The organism is Phyllobacterium sp. A18/5-2 (assembly GCF_025452215.1).
Classification (GTDB): Bacteria; Pseudomonadota; Alphaproteobacteria; order Rhizobiales; family Rhizobiaceae; genus Phyllobacterium; species Phyllobacterium sophorae.
This window is the reverse complement of sequence record NZ_CP104967.1, coordinates 544,976-561,365: the sequence shown is the minus strand read 5'-3', so window position 1 is coordinate 561,365 and position 16,390 is coordinate 544,976. Positions and strand designations below refer to the sequence as shown.

Below are 16,390 nucleotides of genomic sequence, written 5' to 3'. Positions count from 1 at the left end.
CCCGAGCGCGCGTTTTTCGCTGAGAAGATCTTCTCGCAAACAAACGCTGAATTGTCTCGTCTTGCTCGTCGATTTTTCAGACAATCCAGGGACGCAAACCTCCGCCCATTTCGAGCAGTTGTTGTTCGACCCGGCAAATCCCGATTCGATGCACAGTTTTTATAAAGAGATGTCGTTCGGCACCCTTAACGTCACAGGTCAGGTAACGAACTGGATCCGAGCGCGAAGGCCCTACAGCTTTTACACGGATGGGCAAAGCGGTACGGGGGGCACTTTCCCGAAAAACGCTCCCGGGCTCCTCACCGAGGTGTTGCAGAAGTACTGCAGGGCGAACAGTCTTGCCCCCTTTGACGTGAACGGTGACGGCTTCGTTGACGGGTTGTTTCTCGTCCACGCCGGTGGCGGCGCCGAGGCCGAACAAAACCCTGTCTTGCGGAAAAAAATGATCTGGTCACACAAGTGGACGCTCCCCGCGGCGTTTGTGAATGGCGGAGTAGGGGCCTTCGCATATTTCACTGCTCCAGAAGACGGGAAACTTGGCGTGTTCTCGCACGAATTCGGCCATTTCTTAGGTCTGCCCGATCTGTACGATACCAGTTACCGGAGCCACGGCATCGGCGAGTGGTGTCTGATGGCAGCCGGATCCTGGAATGGGGGAGGAGATCTACCGGCGCGAATGTCGGCATGGTGTCTTTCAACGCTCGGCTGGATCAAGCCCAACAATGTTGCTGCTGAAGGTTCACTCCTAATCAGGCCGCTGGAGACGGATAAGACTGCATGCTATCGACTGTGGACAGGCGGCAGAACCTCCAAGGAATATTTCCTGATCGAGAATCGGCAGAAGTCAGGACGCGACACTGGGCTACCAGGAAGCGGATTGGCCGTTTGGCACATCGATGAAACACAGTCCGACAATACCAACCCGCTGGCCTACCGCGTGGCCCTGGTCCAGGCGAACGGTCGACGAGATCTGGAATTCAACAGAAACGCCGGGGACGCGGGGCATTTGTTCCCCGGATCAAGACATGTGACGCTGGTTGATGACAGTGGCGCCAGCCATCCGCACACACGCAAGAACGATGGTACAGCGACCGGAATTGCAATATCGAACATCATGGTCGTAAATGGTGATGTAACAGCAGACGTCATCGTTTGATTGCCAGGCTACCGATTATGGCTTGGCTTGAGCATCTTCAATGACGACTCGTTCACCCTGTGGACCACCAAGAACCGACGTCGTCAGACTGTAGCTTTGCCCTGGTCGAATCCCATCGGGTTGCGCTGCAAACGCTCTGAGAACTGTCCCGGGCTCAGCATGTAGAAAATCAGAGAATCCCGCAGCCGCCTCACTCGCCTCGACAAGTAGCTCTACGTCCGCTCCCCATCCATCGGGTGATGGTTCGACGCTTTTGACTTTCCCTTCCACAATCGTCTTATTAGGCATGATCTGCAAAACGGATATCCCTCTGCACTCTTAACTTGGGCGCGCATTCCGGAACCCTTCGGATCGATCATACAACTTTTCGGACGCTCTGTCTGAACCTATGTCAGTGGACGCCCATTCGAGCATGCTTCGGATGTTGGTATCCGACTAGCGAGCGTTCGCCGAGGCAGCCGTGCGTCGCACAGTGGGACATGCATGGTTGTCCAATGACAATCTTGACGGATCGCAATTGGTGCGATGACGCGTTCTGGACGGCCGCAGTTGGTCTCGGTGTACGGGTCGTGCAGTCCCCAATCCGATCCCGGCCAGCATACAGACCACTCCTACTTTTGGAGTCAGCTGGCGAAAGCGGACATCGCGTACCGAAACCTGGTTTCAACCTTGACGAAATTGAGCAGGCGATCGTCCGTTAGATCGTCGATGTCTACCAATCCGCCTCAACCAGTCCTTGAGGGCGCGCCCCGCCAAGGCTTGGCTGCGGCTGTGCGGCAACTGGGGTCAGGCTCAGCCCGCTTCTCGCGGAGTTACACTAAATTGACACTGCCTTCAGAGCATCACCAGATGATCGATGCTCTGGCAGCGAAGGATATCGAAGAACTGAAGCGCGTGACCGTAATGCACGTCAGGCACGCCGTGTGGGACCTATTTATTGATACAAAGCTCAACTGCACCGCTCGTGCAAAAGATTGGAATATCATCAACCGAATTACAATTAAGAATTAAGAACTTGAAAAACACCAACCCATTCTGCTGTTTTCTAAACATGAAATGCGAGAAAGTTGGAAATGACAGTTTTCCTGGTTGGTGAAAATATCGATAAGGACCGAGCTCACTATCAGGCGGAAACTGGCCGGCTTGTTCAAGTCATGCGCGGCATTTATTTCGACATTAATGAGAACATCGAAACTGCCGTACTGAAACACGCCGTCCGGATCGCAAAGTATCTTTATCCCAAAACCTATCTGGCAGCTGCCAGCGCTGTCCTTTTAACACCCACGGCGACAGGCAATCTCTGCTTGGCTGGCAGGAGAAACCAGCGAACGCGAATACGCAATCTGGAGATCATCCAAAACCAGGCCCCCCGTCATCCCTCCCTCTCCAGTGCTTTCATCGACGACGGAATGGGGGAATTTAAGGTCGAAGCATCATCTTTACGTCAACGCTTCCTGGAAGCCTTCAGGCTGCGGAGCGTACACGCCCATTCTATTGATCAGAGCATGCGGGAAGACATGGCTAGGCGGTTGATCGAAGAATATGGGAGCGTTGATAAGGCCGCCGATTCTGTCTTTCAACTTGCTCGTGAAAACGGATGGTACCGTGAAGGAGAGAGCGTAGACCGCTATTTCAGGATGGGTCTTGAATTAGCGCCCGTCACAAATCTGGCAGTACTTAATTTTGTCGTGGCATGGCATGGCAAAATTCTTGGCCATCTTAAGCACGACGGCTTTGAGTGGCGCTGGACGCATGTGCCGGAAAAAGATGTGCCGCTCATCAGGCAGACGGTCCCAGGCAAGCTCCCTTCATTTATCACCTCTCTGTTACCCGAGGGATGGCTGGAGAAGATTCTCAAAAGCGAAGATGAACGCGCGGTCTTGCGCTCCGGCAAGCGCTACATGTCAAACATCGTAATCGTTGGAGACCCCAGGGGACTCGCAGATTTGCCGGAGGATATTCGGCAGGGCAGGTTGCGGGATTATTCATCTGGGGGTTTGTTCACCGGAACGTATAGGGGCGCAAGGCGGGACACTTTCGACCAAAGCTTTGAAGAAAATCTTGCGCGGGTGTTTCGCGATCCCGAGACCCCCCGGCTCTCGGGCGTTCAAGTCAAAGCACCGATGTGTCTGGAGCAGGATGGTTCCCTCGTGCCTGCTACCGCAAGACCGTTTACCCATATCCTAAAACCCGCAGGTACAAGCGGATTTCGATATCTTCCCTTAGTCGAATGGATGTCGCTCAGTCTTGGGCGAAGTGCGGGGTTTGAAGTTCCCGATTTTTCTCTGGTCGCGATGCCAGACGAAATGCCTCCGGCCCTCATCGTCGAACGTTTCGATGTTCGTACGTCGGAACACGATAATCGCAGAATGGCCATGGAAGACTTTTGTTCATTGCTGGATCTGCCTCCCGAAGATAAGTACAAGGGCACCATCGAGCAGGCCGGACGAGCCCTAAGGGGAATATCAACGCGCCCCAACGACGACTTGCTGTTGCTGTTGAAGCGCGCGGTTTTTTCCTGGCTTATTGCCGATGGCGACATGCATCTGAAAAACATGGCCGTCCTAAAAACCGCAATGCCGGATGATATCGTGTTTCGCTCCGTGCGGATGGCACCGCTGTATGATGCCGTCACAACGGTCGTATTTGCTAACCTCGAGCACGACCGGATGGCACTAAAGCTGAACGATAAAGACAACAGGCTGAAACTGGCAGATTTCACGAGGGCGGCGGTGACAATGGGTATTAGCGCCGCCGCGGTCGAAAGCGAGGTCGCGCAGGTGCTAAAACAGCTGCGCACATCTTTAGACTTGCAGCTGTTGCCCGCCCCCATTTCTAACGATGAAATGAATGCGATGATCGTGGGAATGAAAGATATTTCTATGCAACGCATAGACAAACTTGGACAGGATGGTTGGTTAGCCCGATGAGGTAGGCTCAAGTGGCGCTTTTGAGGTCGCCATGCCCGTTTGGCGTTTGACGCAACCCCTGCCTCGTCAGCCATTGCCATTAGTGTCACTAGATCAGCTTTTGTAGCTTCAACTCATCCTTCAGATAGGCATACGTTTGACGCAACCCCTGCCTCGTCAGCCATTGCCATTAGTGTCACTAGATCAGCTTTTGTAGCTTCAACTCATCCTTCAGATAGGCATAGTAGATCGGTGCAGCGACGAGGCCCGAGAGACCATACCACGCCTCCAACACGACCATAGCCAACAACAGCTCCCATGCTCCCGACTTGATTCGTGAGCCGATAATCTTTGCATTCATGAAATACTCAAGCTTATGAATGACAACGAGAAAGGCCAGTGAACTCAAGGCGGCGGTCAGGGAAACATTGAGGGCAACCACAACGATGATCGTATTGGAAATCAAGTTGCCGATAACGGGAAGAAGACCAGCAACGAATGTCACGGCTATCAGGGTTTTGACAAGCGGAAGTTCAACGCCGAAGAATGGCAGAATGACGACAAGATAGATCGCGGTGAAGAGCGTGTTCAGCGCCGAAATGCGAAGCTGCGAGAAAACGATGTTGCGAAATGCATCGCTGAAGCGGTCTATACGCTCTGTAAGCGCAACCGCCAGAGGCCCAGGTTTACGAGAAGGCGAAACGGAACTCAGTGCGATCATTCCGCCGATCACCATGCCAACGATAATACGAACCAGCAAAACACCGATGTCTCTACCAACCAACTGGAGTTGGCCGGCATGTTCACGGAGCCACTTCGCTGCGAACGACTCCAGTTCTTCTAGATTGGAGGGAAAATAATCACGCGCCCAGCCGGGCAAATGAACCTGAGCCGTATCGATGATCTCCGCCATCTTTTTGAAAAGTGACGCGATACCTTCTGATCCGTCGGTCAGCAGGGCCAATCCACTCACCACTGCGGTAACGATCAAAAGGATGAAAACCAGCGCCAGCAATGCCAGCGCAACCGTCTTGGCGAGATTGCCGTCGACACCAAGTCTGCCGAGAACCGGGGCGGCTAGATGCACGACATTATAGACGAGGAGGCCAGCGAGCAGTGCCGAAAGCAAGCCGAGTTCAAGAACAGCGACCAGCGCGATGAACGATATTACATAGGACGCAACAATGAGCCTGGTGGCGATTGACAAGTTTAGCACCCGAAAAAGGCTTTATTTCTAGTTCGCTGTTCCTAGCCTTGAAACTGGATGGGATGCAAGCGGCAACCAGTCGGAAATTCGAGCTGGAGACGACCCGCCGAACCGGTGCGAGATGCGACATGCGTCCAAAACGATATTGCAGACGCGCAAGGTGCACAACTGAGCCAGACGAACTTCACTTCCCGATTGATCGGCTCTCTACGCAAACCTTGGAACGCAGACCCTTCCCCGGAGTTAAGTGTACAGTCCGTTTACTAAAGTCCGCTATGATGGGGCGGAGAAAGGCAACCCGACTCTTGTCAGATGCGTCATACGCTCGGCTGAAATCGATTGTTCCCATGCGCTGCGGCGAAACAATGGGGAATGTGATTGTTGTGCTCGTGTCAGACGAAATACGGGGTGTGCCCCATGCATGAGGACACCGAGTACAACCCCAATCTGAAGGGTCTGACGGCCGATTATTTTGATCGCCGCAGCGAGACTTACGACCAGGATGCAATTCATCCCAAACTCGCATTTGTTATCATCAAACATGCGAGGCTTGAGCCGGGGCTCTCGGTACTGGATGTCGGAACCGGAACGGGGCGGCTTGCACTGCACGCAGCCAAGTTGATCGGCAACGAAGGGTCCGTCGTCGCGATCGACCTTTCCTCGGAAATGCTGACACAGGCGCATTTCAAGGCTGGCATGGAGAGCCTGACGAATATCCAGTTCATACAGGGTGATGCCGAGTCGATTGAACTTGAAGACGCGGCCTTTGACAGAATTCTTTGCTCGTCTGCCTTCATACTCATGTCGAAGCCGCGGAAAGCTTTGAAAACCTGGAACCGTTGGCTGAGACCTGGTGGCATCGTCAGTTTCGACGCCCCTGGCGAGCCTTTCGGCATAAACACCGTCATCGCGGAAACCGCCGCCGGTCACGGCATCGAGCTGCCCTATGCGACGCTGGCCAACACGACCGACAAATGCCGCCAACTTCTCGAAGCATCCGGCTTCGCAATGCTCGAAGTCAATCAGGAACTCATGCAGGAGCATGTTATGAATCTGGATGACGCATTGGCCGTTTGGGACAAATCCATTGCCCATCCAGCATGGCACAAACTGGCTCAACGTCCTGCGAAAACACTCGAGCAGATCTGATTGGAGTTTGAAGCTCGGATAAAGGCTGCCGCTACACACAGCACTGTTACGAGCAGGATTGTCATGAACGTTGTGACGGGACAGAAAAGCGCAATTTAAGTGGTGAAATAGACCAACAGTGTTTTGGAATTTTGGGTCCGCGTCCGTAAGTCGTCGCCATGGCTGCAGTCGTGCTGGGCGGCACCAGTCTTGCCGATGGTGTTGGCACGGTGGTCGGCACCGTTCTTGGCGCACTCCATATCGGCGCGCGAAAACCAAATGGATTTGTCCATGTTCGGAAATCAACAGATGCAGCACGTTCACTCATCCAGGAGCTACAGGAAAATGAACAATTCGGAGAAGATCGAGGCGACGAAGTCATTGACCCAGCCGTTCGGAAGTTTCCCGCAATCGCCCACGTCGGATCCTGACCTGCAGCTTCGTGCTTGGTGTTGAATGCATCCTTGGCTAAAATGCCGTCCTGTCCGCATTTCAACTGATCACGTCGAAGCAATCTACCTCACCGAAATCGACATGCAATTCGATGATACCCGCGCCGCGCGCATTCACCTCAAGGTAGAGGCCAAGTCCCGGAAGGCAACGACGGAAATGCAGTTCCCGAAAGGCGAGGGCATTTTAGTATCGGACAGCATGAACCCGTTTGCAAAGTTTGGAGGCGTAGTTCAAGAGGTAACCAAATCGGGAAGGGTTGTAGCGCTTATCGAACTTTTCGGACGCTTGACGCCGGTTGAATTCGAGCCGAGACACTCAGCCCAGCGGGCATAAGACATCAACTTAGTTTCCGCTTTGCGCCCCAATCGCGGAGCACCTTTCGCCAAACGGCATGGCAATCAGGCGACGCCACACTCAAAGCCGCTAGAATTAGCAGCTTTGTAATAACGCTCTCGCAATAGGAACGCTGTAGTTTCACACTATGATGTCTCGCTGCGCGTTCTCGACGATGCTGTCCCTTTGCCTCACGCTCGGTGCCGTCCTTGCGGCGTGCTCCATCGCCAAAGCACCACTCAATCGAATTCCTCGCTTCCGATGCTCATGTGGTCGTCGGAGATGTGCCGCTGATCGTGCCATTTGTAGCCTTGACAGGTCTGATATCTGAAAAGCCATCCTTTTCATTCCATAAGCAGGAAGATCATCAAGCGGCGAAAGAACGCTTGGAAGCATTTCGCGAAGCGGCAAGCAGTCGGGAAACTGCACCGTCAGTTGACCAACTGGAAATTACGATGAGTACATTCGGATCGACAGGAGTCGACTCGTCGAGGGAAGGAATTTGTGCCCTCTTGAGCCGCCAATGGTCGAAGTCGGTTTGTGATGATCCAAGGGCCCCGCTCCAGAAAGCCTTGCCGAATAATCGTTTCTATCTCGTCGACGACAGGAAATTGGACGTGTTCCAGAATCATTAGACCGTCGGCGGCGAGCGTGTCTCGGACCAACTTCACCAAATGCAACTAGAGATCGGCGGAGCATCGGTCGTCTGTGATACTAAAAGTTCCTCAGGCACAACGTTCTGCACTGCAGCCATATCAATCAAGCAGAACCTGGCTGCCGTGTGGACGGTTTGGGATGGCCCCGTGGAGACATATTCCCGCCAGGCTGAACGTGAAGGAAAAGCCATTGCAGCGTTCGTCCTCAGCGCCCTTGGTTCGATCGAAAACTTTCCAGCGTTGTTGGCAGCCGCTTGCAAGCTGAAGAACCCGACTGCTCCTACCGGCCCGCGCGAGAACTTATGTTCCGAGCCGACGATTTCACGTCCTTAGCGTATGTGGGCCAAGAAAGATTGGATTTAATGGACGAATTTCTTGATGCCGTTGGCCTTTCTTCCATTCTTATGACGGTGCATTATGTCCCCTTGCTTATAGCCGCAATCGCATAGTCCATTCGAGAAGCCGAGCTATCTACCAGGTCTGCAGTAGCGGACCTAGTTGGAATTTTCGGCCTTTTCGTTGCGTTTCCTTTGTATGTTGTGTTCTCTAACGATCAGGCAGGCGACAGCGGAGGCGCTGCCCATTGGTTCGTGATATTCTCGGTTCTGTCCCTCGGATCGTTGCCCGTTGCAACAATTGCCCTCCATTGCCTTGCAGGAAGGCAGATCGGCAGATTTATTAGACATTTCCGAGTTTGAAAGTTGTGTTTCTTCTGGAGAATGATTTGTCGTGCGATCGCAGGCCATCAAGCCTAGCTTCCGTATATCGTGGTTCGGGCCGATGATGGTTATGGCACGAAACGATGCCGCTCGCCGGTTGAGCTCCAAGGGCTACCGTTTTACTTCGACAGAGTTTGCGGCGTCACGAACGAATTTAGGCAGAGCCCCAATTCCGGTAGGCGCATCGTTCTCATTGGCCATGGCACCAGTTTGGGTGTCTATGCGGAAAATCTGCGCCGGGTCGATTGAGGATGAGAATGATCGCAACGGGACCCAATGCGGACACTCCTCTAGATGAATCGGGAAGGACCGCACCGGATGGGCCAACGATACGAGCGTTCGCGATCAACAGAATGCGTTTTCCGCGCGCGGCGATGCGACACCGCGAATGGACCATTTTTGAAAGAAAGCTTTCCTGCTAACGCATAATTTCTCGAGTCAAAATAGATTTTGGAGTAAAATTGCGCAGAGCATTTAAAGGGCTGCAGCGTCCTTGCGCGCCGTCTTCGACGCGGAGCACTGTAGAGGAAAGGTGAAGCCAATGAAAAGGTTAGCAATCTTTGCCCTGTCGCTGGTGACGGCGCTGACGAGCGCCCCGCCGGCCATGGCGTTTCCAACCGTTGCCGTGCCGAAGATCGAAGTCCAAGAGGCGCAGCCGGTCCAGTACAGGCGTTACCGCGGCGGTTACAACCGTGGATACTATCGAGGCTACCGCGGGCATGGACACCACAATGGTAACGACGATTGGGCATTGGCACTCGGCGGGCTCGCGGCCGGCGCAATTATCGGCGGATTGCTGGCGCAGCCGAGGTATTATGGCCCCAGCTACTACGATCAGGGCTACTACGGGCCGACCTATTACCGTCCGCGCTACTACGCGCCACGCAATTACCGCCAGGTCTATTATGGCGGCAACACACACACGCGCTGGTGCTATGCCCGCTACCGGTCCTACAGGGCTTACGACAACACGTTCCAGCCCTACTACGGTCCGCGACGGGCGTGCGTCTCCCCCTACTATTGATTGCGGGCGGAGTTGGCGAGCCACCTGGCACTTTTCCCGGACGCGCAGGCTACCGGATTCTTCGGCTTCTCCTCAAACGGCTGCGTCGATCGCCGCGGGCGCGAACGAGCCATGACGCCTTTCGGCCAATACCGTTGAAAAAGTCGGTTTTCTAGAATGTTTGATTTTCTGGAGGGCCGTAGAGGCCCACACTGAGAATTTACTTGGGGACCTACCAATTTTGCCATCAAGCAGCGTGTGAGGCGCGTAGCGGAACTGGGACGGTATCGAGCGGCAACATTCGCTAAGATTGCGAAATGGCTGACTTTTCGGCAAGCTCCGGTTTTAGAGTTTTTCAACAGTATCGGCCAACAGGAGACTTTGGGTCCTCTAGAGAGAGGCCCGCTGATGCCGCAATTATAGGCACCGTGATCGCGCTTATTGATTTTTTCGGACGCATGACGCCGGTTGAGTTCGAGCCGAAACAGCTCACACCTGCGGCACAAGACCGGCTCAATTTCCGCTTCACGCCACAAGGGGATAACTGGCCATTCCGCGTCAGCAGCTGGAATGCTGGTATCGACCCGAAGCAGACTTTGCAGCAGCTGGAGTGTTCGCTTTGGCGACCTCCGGCGACTACAGCTTTGATACGTTCCACCAGAGGTGGGTTTGCTGGTGTGGATCTTATTTTGAGGGTATTCTCTTCGGTAAAGGCTAGGTCTAGTCGACCGCGGTTGCGGTCGCTTACGCCATGCCGCGGGAGGAGCCTCTGATTGCGATGGCGCGCTTTGCCCACCTTGCCCTTCTTGCCTTCGCCTTGGGATTGTTGCCCCAAATTGCACTGGCTGGAGAGCCTTTCGTCCCGGGTTGGATCAAGAACGATCCCGCAGCCAAGACAGTGGCTATAGAGATTGTTGCCGATTGGAACCAAGTCGAGCGGTACCGCAGGGACAACATCCGGACCGACATAATCGACTTCAACGGCTACTGGGGCGGCAATCTCACGATCATGGTGCCAGCAAAATGGTCGGTACAGATCGAGTTCATCAATGGCTCCTCGTCTTTCCGGCACAGCCTGATGGTGACCAGGGTCTATGCTCAGTCAGAGATGCCAGTGAAGTTAACAGCCAAAGATGCGATCTGGGGAGTGTACACCGATCCGCCAGCAGGAATCAAAACCAATGAGATGAGACAACTCAACTTTGTTGCGCAGCAGGCCGGGAACTATTTCCTCGCCTGCGCGAGGCAAACGCATCTGATGGACGGACACTGGATCGGTTTCGAGGTGAGAGACAACCTCGAGCAGGCCGTGGCAATCGTTCATGACGACAAGTTTCCGCAGGAGCAGCCGCCAGGACGTCCATAGGTCTGCGCGAGAAGCCTGCGCGCCATGGCGTCGTCTTGGAGACCGATGCAATCCATGGCGGCTTACAATCTATGCGGAAAATCGTTCGAATAGTGGAGATCCCAGAATGAAGATTGATTTAGGCGAAGTGCTTGATCCATTTCGCAGGCACGTCATCGACATCAAAGATGCGCTTGCTCACGCCCGTTATCGCTACGATGGGCTCGATTTGATCTTGGAGACGGTCTCGGACTCCAAGGTCCGCGGTGCCTCACAGGAGATTTTTGCCGTGGCGGGTGAAAAGATGAATGTCGTTAACGATATGCTGGACGAACTCTATCGGCAACTATCTGACGCCGATCGGATGCTCGAAGCTTACGCGTCAAAACGAGAGTAACAGCGGGCGAAGGCCCGCTCGTGTCGCGATTGTCGAAGCGATCTATTTCGCCGAAGTTGTCATGTCGTTGATGATACATCGGCGGTGATAGTTCATGGGCAAATGGAATAACCGCGCCGGTTTGCCTCGAGCAGCACTGGTATCCACGATTTCAACGCTTTCTCGCGGCGTCCCACGATACGGCGGAAGGTGTCTATGTCAGCTTTGATGGCGACACCAGCGGTATCCTCATCGAGAATCTCTCGCTGGCGGACCTCTCAGCCGACGACGTTGCCTTCACCTAAGGCCCGCTTCGTTTTCGAAGAGATAACCCATTTTGCTGCTGACCCCTGCGGCATAAGACAGTAGCTGCCTGGTTCAACGCATTTGATCCCAGAGATGTGGCACAGAAATCAATTCAATTGGGTTAAAGCAAGGCTGGGCAGTATACTTGCGCAGAGGATGAGATAGTTCATTGCTTTCGCAATCGGCGCAAAGGCGCTCTTTCTACCCCTGGGACCCCAATTGGATTCGAGGCGAAGCAGCTCATCGGCGTCCCATCCGCAAAAATCGGAACAATGACCGGACCGATGAGTTTAGGTGCCTGAAGGGACTTTCAACGGGGAGATGTTCGATGAAGAGCATTATCCTCAAAGGCGCCTTGGTCCTTACTCTCGGCGTTGCAACGGGAGCCCTCGCGCAAACGGAAATCATGAAGAAAAATCCCGAACAGCAAACTGAAAGTCAACCAGCACAATCTGAGAAAAGCACCGACGTAGACGTCACTGCGGAACAGCAGACTGAAATTCGGCAGGCAATCACGGAAACAAAGACCGAGCCGATCCTTGATATTAATTTCGAAGTTAATGTCGGCGTGGTCGTGCCGAGTACCGTGAAACGATTGCCACTCCCGCCAGGAATTGTGCAGATCGTTCCGGCGTATGCGGATTACGAGTATTTCGTGCTCGCCGACAGCCGCATTGTCATAGTAGACCCTGACACGTTGGAGATCGTTCTCGTGATCGAGAAATAAATGGCGAGTGGCTATCCCATCCGATCGGCGGCCGCTGTGAATACTGGGAGATAACGAGAAGCTGAGGCAGCGGGCTTCCTGCTGGTGTCAAACGATTCGGCACCGAATGCCTTTAACAACGGTGAATGCTATATGCCAGATGAGGTCATCGGACCCGCTTGTTCGGAGTTCGCAGCAGCTAGAACGTGCTTCAGCGGCGCGCGCAAGTTCCAGGATACGCTCTGGGGGCCATAGTCGACCTTCGCCTCGCCACCCAAAGAAAGCGGTGTTGCTTTCTCCAGTACGGTTTGCCCAAAACCAGGTTCATTGGGGGCGACAAGTTCGGGGCCGGTTTCCCTCCAGGTAAGCACAAAACGTTCGTTTCCTTCATCGTCCCGCTCGACGTCCCATCGCACTTCAACATTACCATGGTCGGCTGAAAATACGCCATATTTGGCGGAATTGGTTGCAAGCTCGTGGAATGCAATGCCCAGATACTGAACTGCATTCGGTTGCAAGAGAATATTTGGGCCCGAGACGACAATCGAATTTTCTGCTCCGAACGGTTTGATCTGCGCCATCAACAAGTCCGAGAGGGTAGCTCCGCGCCAGTTGGAAGAAACCAGCAGCTGCTGCGAACTGGCGAGCGCCTGAATTCGGTCTCTGATCCGCTCCTCAAACTCAGCCGGGCTCTTCACCCGCTCGTTGGTTTCGCGGATCATGGCCAAAATCACTTGGTAGTGGTTCATCACGCGATGGTTGACTTCTCGCGTCAACGTCCGGATGCGGTTTTCCTGTTCCTTTTGTGCGGTGATATCGACGAGCATATTGAGCGCGCCTATTACGATTCCCGCCTGATCAGTGAGCGGGGTCGGAAATGCCAGAAATGGTACCCGCGTCCCATCTGGTCTTTCGGCGATTGCCTCGCCGCAGCTGACTTTGCGGTTTTCACGCAGCGCCACCGCCATGGGACATTCATCATGCTGCATCGGAGTGCCGTCGGGCCAAAAAAGCTTCCATGAGCCGCACCAATGATCTTCACCGATCGCCGGACGGCGCCCCCAAAGATCGACAGCCACTTCATTGTAAAAGGTGATTCTTCCGTCGGCATCGGTAGTGTAGATAGCAGCAGGCAATTCGGAGAGCAGCGTTGAAACGTCGAGGCGCAGATCACGCAACGCCTTGATTGCCGGTGCACCGTGTCGACTAGAGGTGATCAAATGTCGATCCTCGGATGTCTCCTATATATTATCGTTTAAACGCTCCCTCGCATAGAACGTTGCAAAGCGCCTCCGACGAGCTCTGATTAGCGTCCAGAAGTCCGGCGATCTTCGCTCGCACTCCGTCAGAGATATTAAACCTGGAGCCTGTGCAAAACCAGTCTTGAGCGCTAGTATTGAATTTTAAACCTGCACACATGCGGATTGGAGATGGAGCAGATCGGTATCGAAAAAGCATTCGCCCAACGCGCACACGAGCAGGGTGTGCTATTTCGTTTTACCGATAGCCTATACCGCGCACATTCGCTAAACAACATTTATGACGCGGCGCTCGATGCGATCAGCGATGGCTTGGGCTGCCACCGCGCGTCAATTCTGCGCTTCGACCCCACCGGCGTGATGCGGTTTGTCGCTTGGCGAGGATTGTCGGCTAGCTACCGACAAGCCGTCGATGGACACTCCCCTTGGCGACCAGATGATCGAAACGCGCAGCCAATTTGCATTGACGACATTGAGTCGGCGAATGAACCGGAAGCGCTAAAGGAAACCATCCGTAAGGAAGGCATCCGAGCTCTTGCATTCGTCCCGGTGACCGTTGACGACAGAGTCATCGGCAAGTTCATGACCTATTATGATAAACCGCACGAATTCACGGAGCATGAGCTTCAGCTTTCCCTGATGGTTGCGCGGCAATTGGGTTTCAGTATCGGCCGGCATTTGGCGGATGATGAAGCCCGGCGACTTATCGCCATCGTTGAATCATCCGACGACGCGATCTTTGCCAAGGATCTGGATGGCATAATCACGACCTGGAATCCAGGAGCAGAGCGGCTGTTTGGTTACGCAGAGCACGAAATCGTCGGAGAACCCGGGGGATCCTCATTCCTATCGACCGGCACGATGAGGAACCAGTTATCATCGGCCGGATCCGCCGTGGCGAGCACATCAAACATTATGAAACTGTGCGGCAACGCAAGGACGGAAGCTTGCTCGACATCTCGCTCACCGTCTCTCCCATTATGGATGCGGACGGCACGATTATCGGCGTATCAAAGATTGCCCGCGATATCACCGATCGGCGCCGGGCACAGGAAAAGCAGCAGGTCCTGCTGAGGGAAATGAACCACCGGATCATGAATCTGTTCGCCGTGGCAAGCAGCATAGTGGGCCTGAGCGCTCAGGCCGCCGCTTCGGCGACGGAACTTGCTGCCACGGTCAGAAATCGTCTCGATGCGCTCGCGCGAGCGCATGCGCTGACCGTTTCGACCAACGGCGAAGGGAGCCAGCCCGCGACGACGCTGCAGGCGATTATTCAGACGATCCTCGCGCCCTATGTCGCGGACATGCAAGGGACCGAATCCCGTTTTGCTGTTAAAGGGCCTGACGTTCCGGTCAGCGGAAACGCGATCATCCCTATTTCCCTCTTGCTTTACGAGTTTGCAACGAATGCCGCCAAACACGGCGGCCTTTCCACGGCAACCGGACGCATTGACATCCACTCCGTCCTTGAAAATGGTCGCATCGTGCTGGTCTGGCAGGAAAGCGGGGGTCCATCAGCACAAAAGCAGCAAAACAACGAGGGCTTTGGCAGCAAACTGATCAATGTCACAACCAGTCAACTCGCAGCTGATCTCTCGAAAGAATGGAAATCTTCAGGTCTCACTGTCCGATTGTCGATACCGAGGAATAGCCTCAGTCAAACCTGATGTCCATTCCCCGAGATTTCGCCAATCAGCCAGTTCTTCGACATGGGCTTTGTGGGAACAATCCGAACTTTTCGCCTGAGAGGAGGAGCGCACCAGGTTGTTCTTGCGCCTCGGCAATGGCTCATCCGGTTGCGAGGAATCTGGGCCCCTGCGGCGTAATCGGATCGCCGATTTTAACTTGCGTTTCGCATGAATCTCAAACTGAGGCTTGCAAAGAAGCCGCTGCGAAAGCGGCTCCTCTGTCCGCGGCATTATTTCGCCGGGGTTTCCGGCGCTGCCGGGGCTGTCTTTTCTGCCTCCGCTTTGCTTGCTTTCATTGGATCGGCCACACCGTCGGTGAAATTCGCCGATCTGTCAAAGGCAGGCGCGGCGCTCAGCTGATCCTTGGTGGTGTTTAAGACGAGCCAGCTATTGCCATCGCTGCGGACGGAAAGCTTAAGCTGGCTGGCCGCAACAGCGACATCCTTTTGACCGACGCCAAGGAAGCCCCCGACCCCGATCACCGCGGCCTGAACCATCCCGTCGGGCCCGATGACGAGATCATTGAGCCTGCCTATGGATTCGGCAGTATCACTGTCTCCGTTGTACACGGATTTGCCGAGAAAACCGGCAGCCAGAATCTGGCCCTCCGAGGCTTTTGTCATGGCGCTGGCCTCGGGTGTGGCCGGCGCCGCGCCTGGCGCAGGCTTGAACAATTCTTTGTTGGTTACCGTGAGCGGTGCAGGAGTTTCCGTCGGTGCGGGCGCCGTCGTTTGGCTCAGCGCGGGGCCGGACATCAGAACCACACAGGCGGTGAGCGTGATAAGGTTCCTGATCATTGTGTTTCCTCCTTCTGTTAGTGAAAATTTTCAGCAATTGCCCGAAAATTCCACCTTACAAGTGAACAGAGAAGGAGCTGGAGGTTCATTGACTCCACTGCGCGGTCGCTTTGCAGGCCGTTAGTCTCCATAAAGCAGCAGCGCTGCGCCAATAACCAAAAGGATTATGGAGGGCAAATTTTGCTTCAGGCCGAGAAATCGCAAGCCCTGCCTATCTGGTTCCAACGATACTGAGTTTTCATTGTCAGACGATCTAGGCGGTTGACTTAGTTTGCGATGAGAAAGCGCCACCCAGACCGAGTAGAGTACCCCCGCCATCACAAGAATCGCACCAATCAGCTTTAACATC

16 protein-coding genes and 2 pseudogenes are annotated in these 16,390 nt (G+C 54.3%); 14 read left to right on the top strand and 4 right to left on the bottom strand.

Features of this window, described 5'->3' with window-relative positions:
• Window positions 1-61 precede the first annotated feature (61 nt).
• The 3 genes from N8E89_RS21240 to N8E89_RS21230 all read left to right on the top strand — a co-directional run bounded on the left by N8E89_RS21240 (window position 62) and on the right by N8E89_RS21230 (window position 4,086).
• Window positions 62-1,156 (top strand): M6 family metalloprotease domain-containing protein, encoded by a 1,095-nt coding sequence (locus tag N8E89_RS21240; RefSeq protein WP_262263107.1) that lies wholly within the window; start codon window positions 62-64, stop codon window positions 1,154-1,156.
• Between the two features lie 822 nt (window positions 1,157-1,978).
• Complete coding sequence (locus tag N8E89_RS21235) at window positions 1,979-2,167, top strand: hypothetical protein (protein ID WP_262263106.1); 189 nt, start codon at window positions 1,979-1,981, stop codon at window positions 2,165-2,167.
• A gap of 62 nt (window positions 2,168-2,229) precedes the next feature.
• Window positions 2,230-4,086: a type II toxin-antitoxin system HipA family toxin gene (locus tag N8E89_RS21230; RefSeq protein ID WP_262263105.1), complete on the top strand. Its 1,857-nt coding sequence runs from the start codon at window positions 2,230-2,232 to the stop codon at window positions 4,084-4,086.
• A gap of 178 nt (window positions 4,087-4,264) precedes the next feature.
• Here the strand turns inward: N8E89_RS21230 and N8E89_RS21225 are convergent, their stop codons facing one another.
• Window positions 4,265-5,272 carry an AI-2E family transporter gene (locus N8E89_RS21225; protein ID WP_410010444.1) on the bottom strand — a complete coding sequence of 336 codons (1,008 nt, stop codon included), beginning with the start codon at window positions 5,270-5,272 and terminating at the stop codon, window positions 4,265-4,267.
• Between the two features lie 417 nt (window positions 5,273-5,689).
• Between N8E89_RS21225 and N8E89_RS21220 the strand changes: the two genes are divergently transcribed.
• From N8E89_RS21220 to N8E89_RS21185, 8 genes are all read left to right on the top strand, one after another.
• Window positions 5,690-6,421 (top strand): class I SAM-dependent methyltransferase, encoded by a 732-nt coding sequence (locus N8E89_RS21220; RefSeq protein ID WP_262263103.1) that lies wholly within the window; start codon window positions 5,690-5,692, stop codon window positions 6,419-6,421.
• Window positions 6,422-6,579: 158 nt separating this feature from the next.
• Window positions 6,580-6,831, top strand: a complete 252-nt coding sequence (locus tag N8E89_RS21215; protein WP_262263102.1) for a hypothetical protein — start codon at window positions 6,580-6,582, stop codon at window positions 6,829-6,831.
• Between the two features lie 25 nt (window positions 6,832-6,856).
• A complete protein-coding gene (locus N8E89_RS21210) occupies window positions 6,857-7,186 on the top strand; it encodes a transcription termination/antitermination protein NusG (protein WP_262263101.1) in 330 nt (109 codons plus the stop codon).
• A gap of 269 nt (window positions 7,187-7,455) precedes the next feature.
• Entirely contained in the window at window positions 7,456-7,821 is a 366-nt protein-coding gene (locus tag N8E89_RS21205; protein ID WP_262263100.1) for a hypothetical protein, read from the top strand.
• 1,281 nt (window positions 7,822-9,102) lie between these two features.
• The gene (locus N8E89_RS21200) at window positions 9,103-9,585 is read left to right on the top strand and encodes a BA14K family protein (RefSeq protein ID WP_262263099.1); all 483 of its coding nucleotides are present in this window, start codon (window positions 9,103-9,105) and stop codon (window positions 9,583-9,585) included.
• A gap of 757 nt (window positions 9,586-10,342) precedes the next feature.
• Entirely contained in the window at window positions 10,343-10,930 is a 588-nt protein-coding gene (locus N8E89_RS21195) for a sulfocyanin-like copper-binding protein (protein WP_262263098.1), read from the top strand.
• A 106-nt stretch (window positions 10,931-11,036) separates the two neighbouring features.
• A complete protein-coding gene (locus N8E89_RS21190; RefSeq protein ID WP_262263097.1) occupies window positions 11,037-11,306 on the top strand; it encodes a hypothetical protein in 270 nt (89 codons plus the stop codon).
• A gap of 613 nt (window positions 11,307-11,919) precedes the next feature.
• The gene (locus N8E89_RS21185) at window positions 11,920-12,318 is read left to right on the top strand and encodes a DUF1236 domain-containing protein (protein ID WP_262263096.1); all 399 of its coding nucleotides are present in this window, start codon (window positions 11,920-11,922) and stop codon (window positions 12,316-12,318) included.
• Window positions 12,319-12,446: 128 nt separating this feature from the next.
• Here N8E89_RS21185 and N8E89_RS21180 read toward each other — a convergent pair whose 3' ends face one another.
• On the bottom strand, window positions 12,447-13,475 hold the full coding sequence (locus N8E89_RS21180; protein WP_262263095.1) for a sensor histidine kinase: 1,029 nt from the start codon (window positions 13,473-13,475) through the stop codon (window positions 12,447-12,449).
• A 252-nt stretch (window positions 13,476-13,727) separates the two neighbouring features.
• Here N8E89_RS21180 and N8E89_RS29060 point away from each other — a divergent pair.
• From N8E89_RS29060 to N8E89_RS29430, 3 genes and pseudogenes are all read left to right on the top strand, one after another.
• Window positions 13,728-14,213: pseudogene (locus N8E89_RS29060) on the top strand (GAF domain-containing protein); the annotation flags it as partial.
• A 36-nt stretch (window positions 14,214-14,249) separates the two neighbouring features.
• Window positions 14,250-14,635 (top strand): annotated as a pseudogene (locus N8E89_RS29435) (PAS domain-containing protein); the annotation flags it as partial.
• Entirely contained in the window at window positions 14,636-15,223 is a 588-nt protein-coding gene (locus N8E89_RS29430) for a sensor histidine kinase (RefSeq protein WP_410010454.1), read from the top strand. It abuts the pseudogene before it with no gap.
• 251 nt (window positions 15,224-15,474) lie between these two features.
• Here the strand turns inward: N8E89_RS29430 and N8E89_RS21165 are convergent, their stop codons facing one another.
• Both N8E89_RS21165 and N8E89_RS21160 read right to left on the bottom strand, forming a co-directional pair.
• A complete protein-coding gene (locus N8E89_RS21165; RefSeq protein ID WP_262263094.1) occupies window positions 15,475-16,041 on the bottom strand; it encodes a PRC-barrel domain-containing protein in 567 nt (188 codons plus the stop codon).
• 120 nt (window positions 16,042-16,161) lie between these two features.
• Window positions 16,162-16,389, bottom strand: coding sequence for a hypothetical protein (locus N8E89_RS21160; protein ID WP_262263093.1), 228 nt, complete (start codon window positions 16,387-16,389; stop codon window positions 16,162-16,164).
• Window position 16,390: the final 1 nt, after the last annotated feature.

Excerpts from the sequence above, each read along its gene's own strand:
- N8E89_RS21195 (WP_262263098.1), top strand. The coding sequence starts at position 10,343 with ATGGCGCGCTTTGCCCACCTTGCCCTTCTTGCCTTCGCCTTGGGATTG.
- N8E89_RS21215 (WP_262263102.1), top strand. The coding sequence starts at position 6,580 with ATGGCTGCAGTCGTGCTGGGCGGCACCAGTCTTGCCGATGGTGTTGGC.
- N8E89_RS21165 (WP_262263094.1), bottom strand. The coding sequence starts at position 16,041 with ATGATCAGGAACCTTATCACGCTCACCGCCTGTGTGGTTCTGATGTCC.
- N8E89_RS21185 (WP_262263096.1), top strand. The coding sequence starts at position 11,920 with ATGAAGAGCATTATCCTCAAAGGCGCCTTGGTCCTTACTCTCGGCGTT.
- N8E89_RS21210 (WP_262263101.1), top strand. The coding sequence starts at position 6,857 with ATGCATCCTTGGCTAAAATGCCGTCCTGTCCGCATTTCAACTGATCAC.
- N8E89_RS21190 (WP_262263097.1), top strand. The coding sequence starts at position 11,037 with ATGAAGATTGATTTAGGCGAAGTGCTTGATCCATTTCGCAGGCACGTC.
- N8E89_RS21160 (WP_262263093.1), bottom strand. The coding sequence starts at position 16,389 with ATGTTAAAGCTGATTGGTGCGATTCTTGTGATGGCGGGGGTACTCTAC.
- N8E89_RS21230 (WP_262263105.1), top strand. The coding sequence starts at position 2,230 with ATGACAGTTTTCCTGGTTGGTGAAAATATCGATAAGGACCGAGCTCAC.
- N8E89_RS29430 (WP_410010454.1), top strand. The coding sequence starts at position 14,636 with ATGAACCACCGGATCATGAATCTGTTCGCCGTGGCAAGCAGCATAGTG.
- N8E89_RS21220 (WP_262263103.1), top strand. The coding sequence starts at position 5,690 with ATGCATGAGGACACCGAGTACAACCCCAATCTGAAGGGTCTGACGGCC.
- N8E89_RS21200 (WP_262263099.1), top strand. The coding sequence starts at position 9,103 with ATGAAAAGGTTAGCAATCTTTGCCCTGTCGCTGGTGACGGCGCTGACG.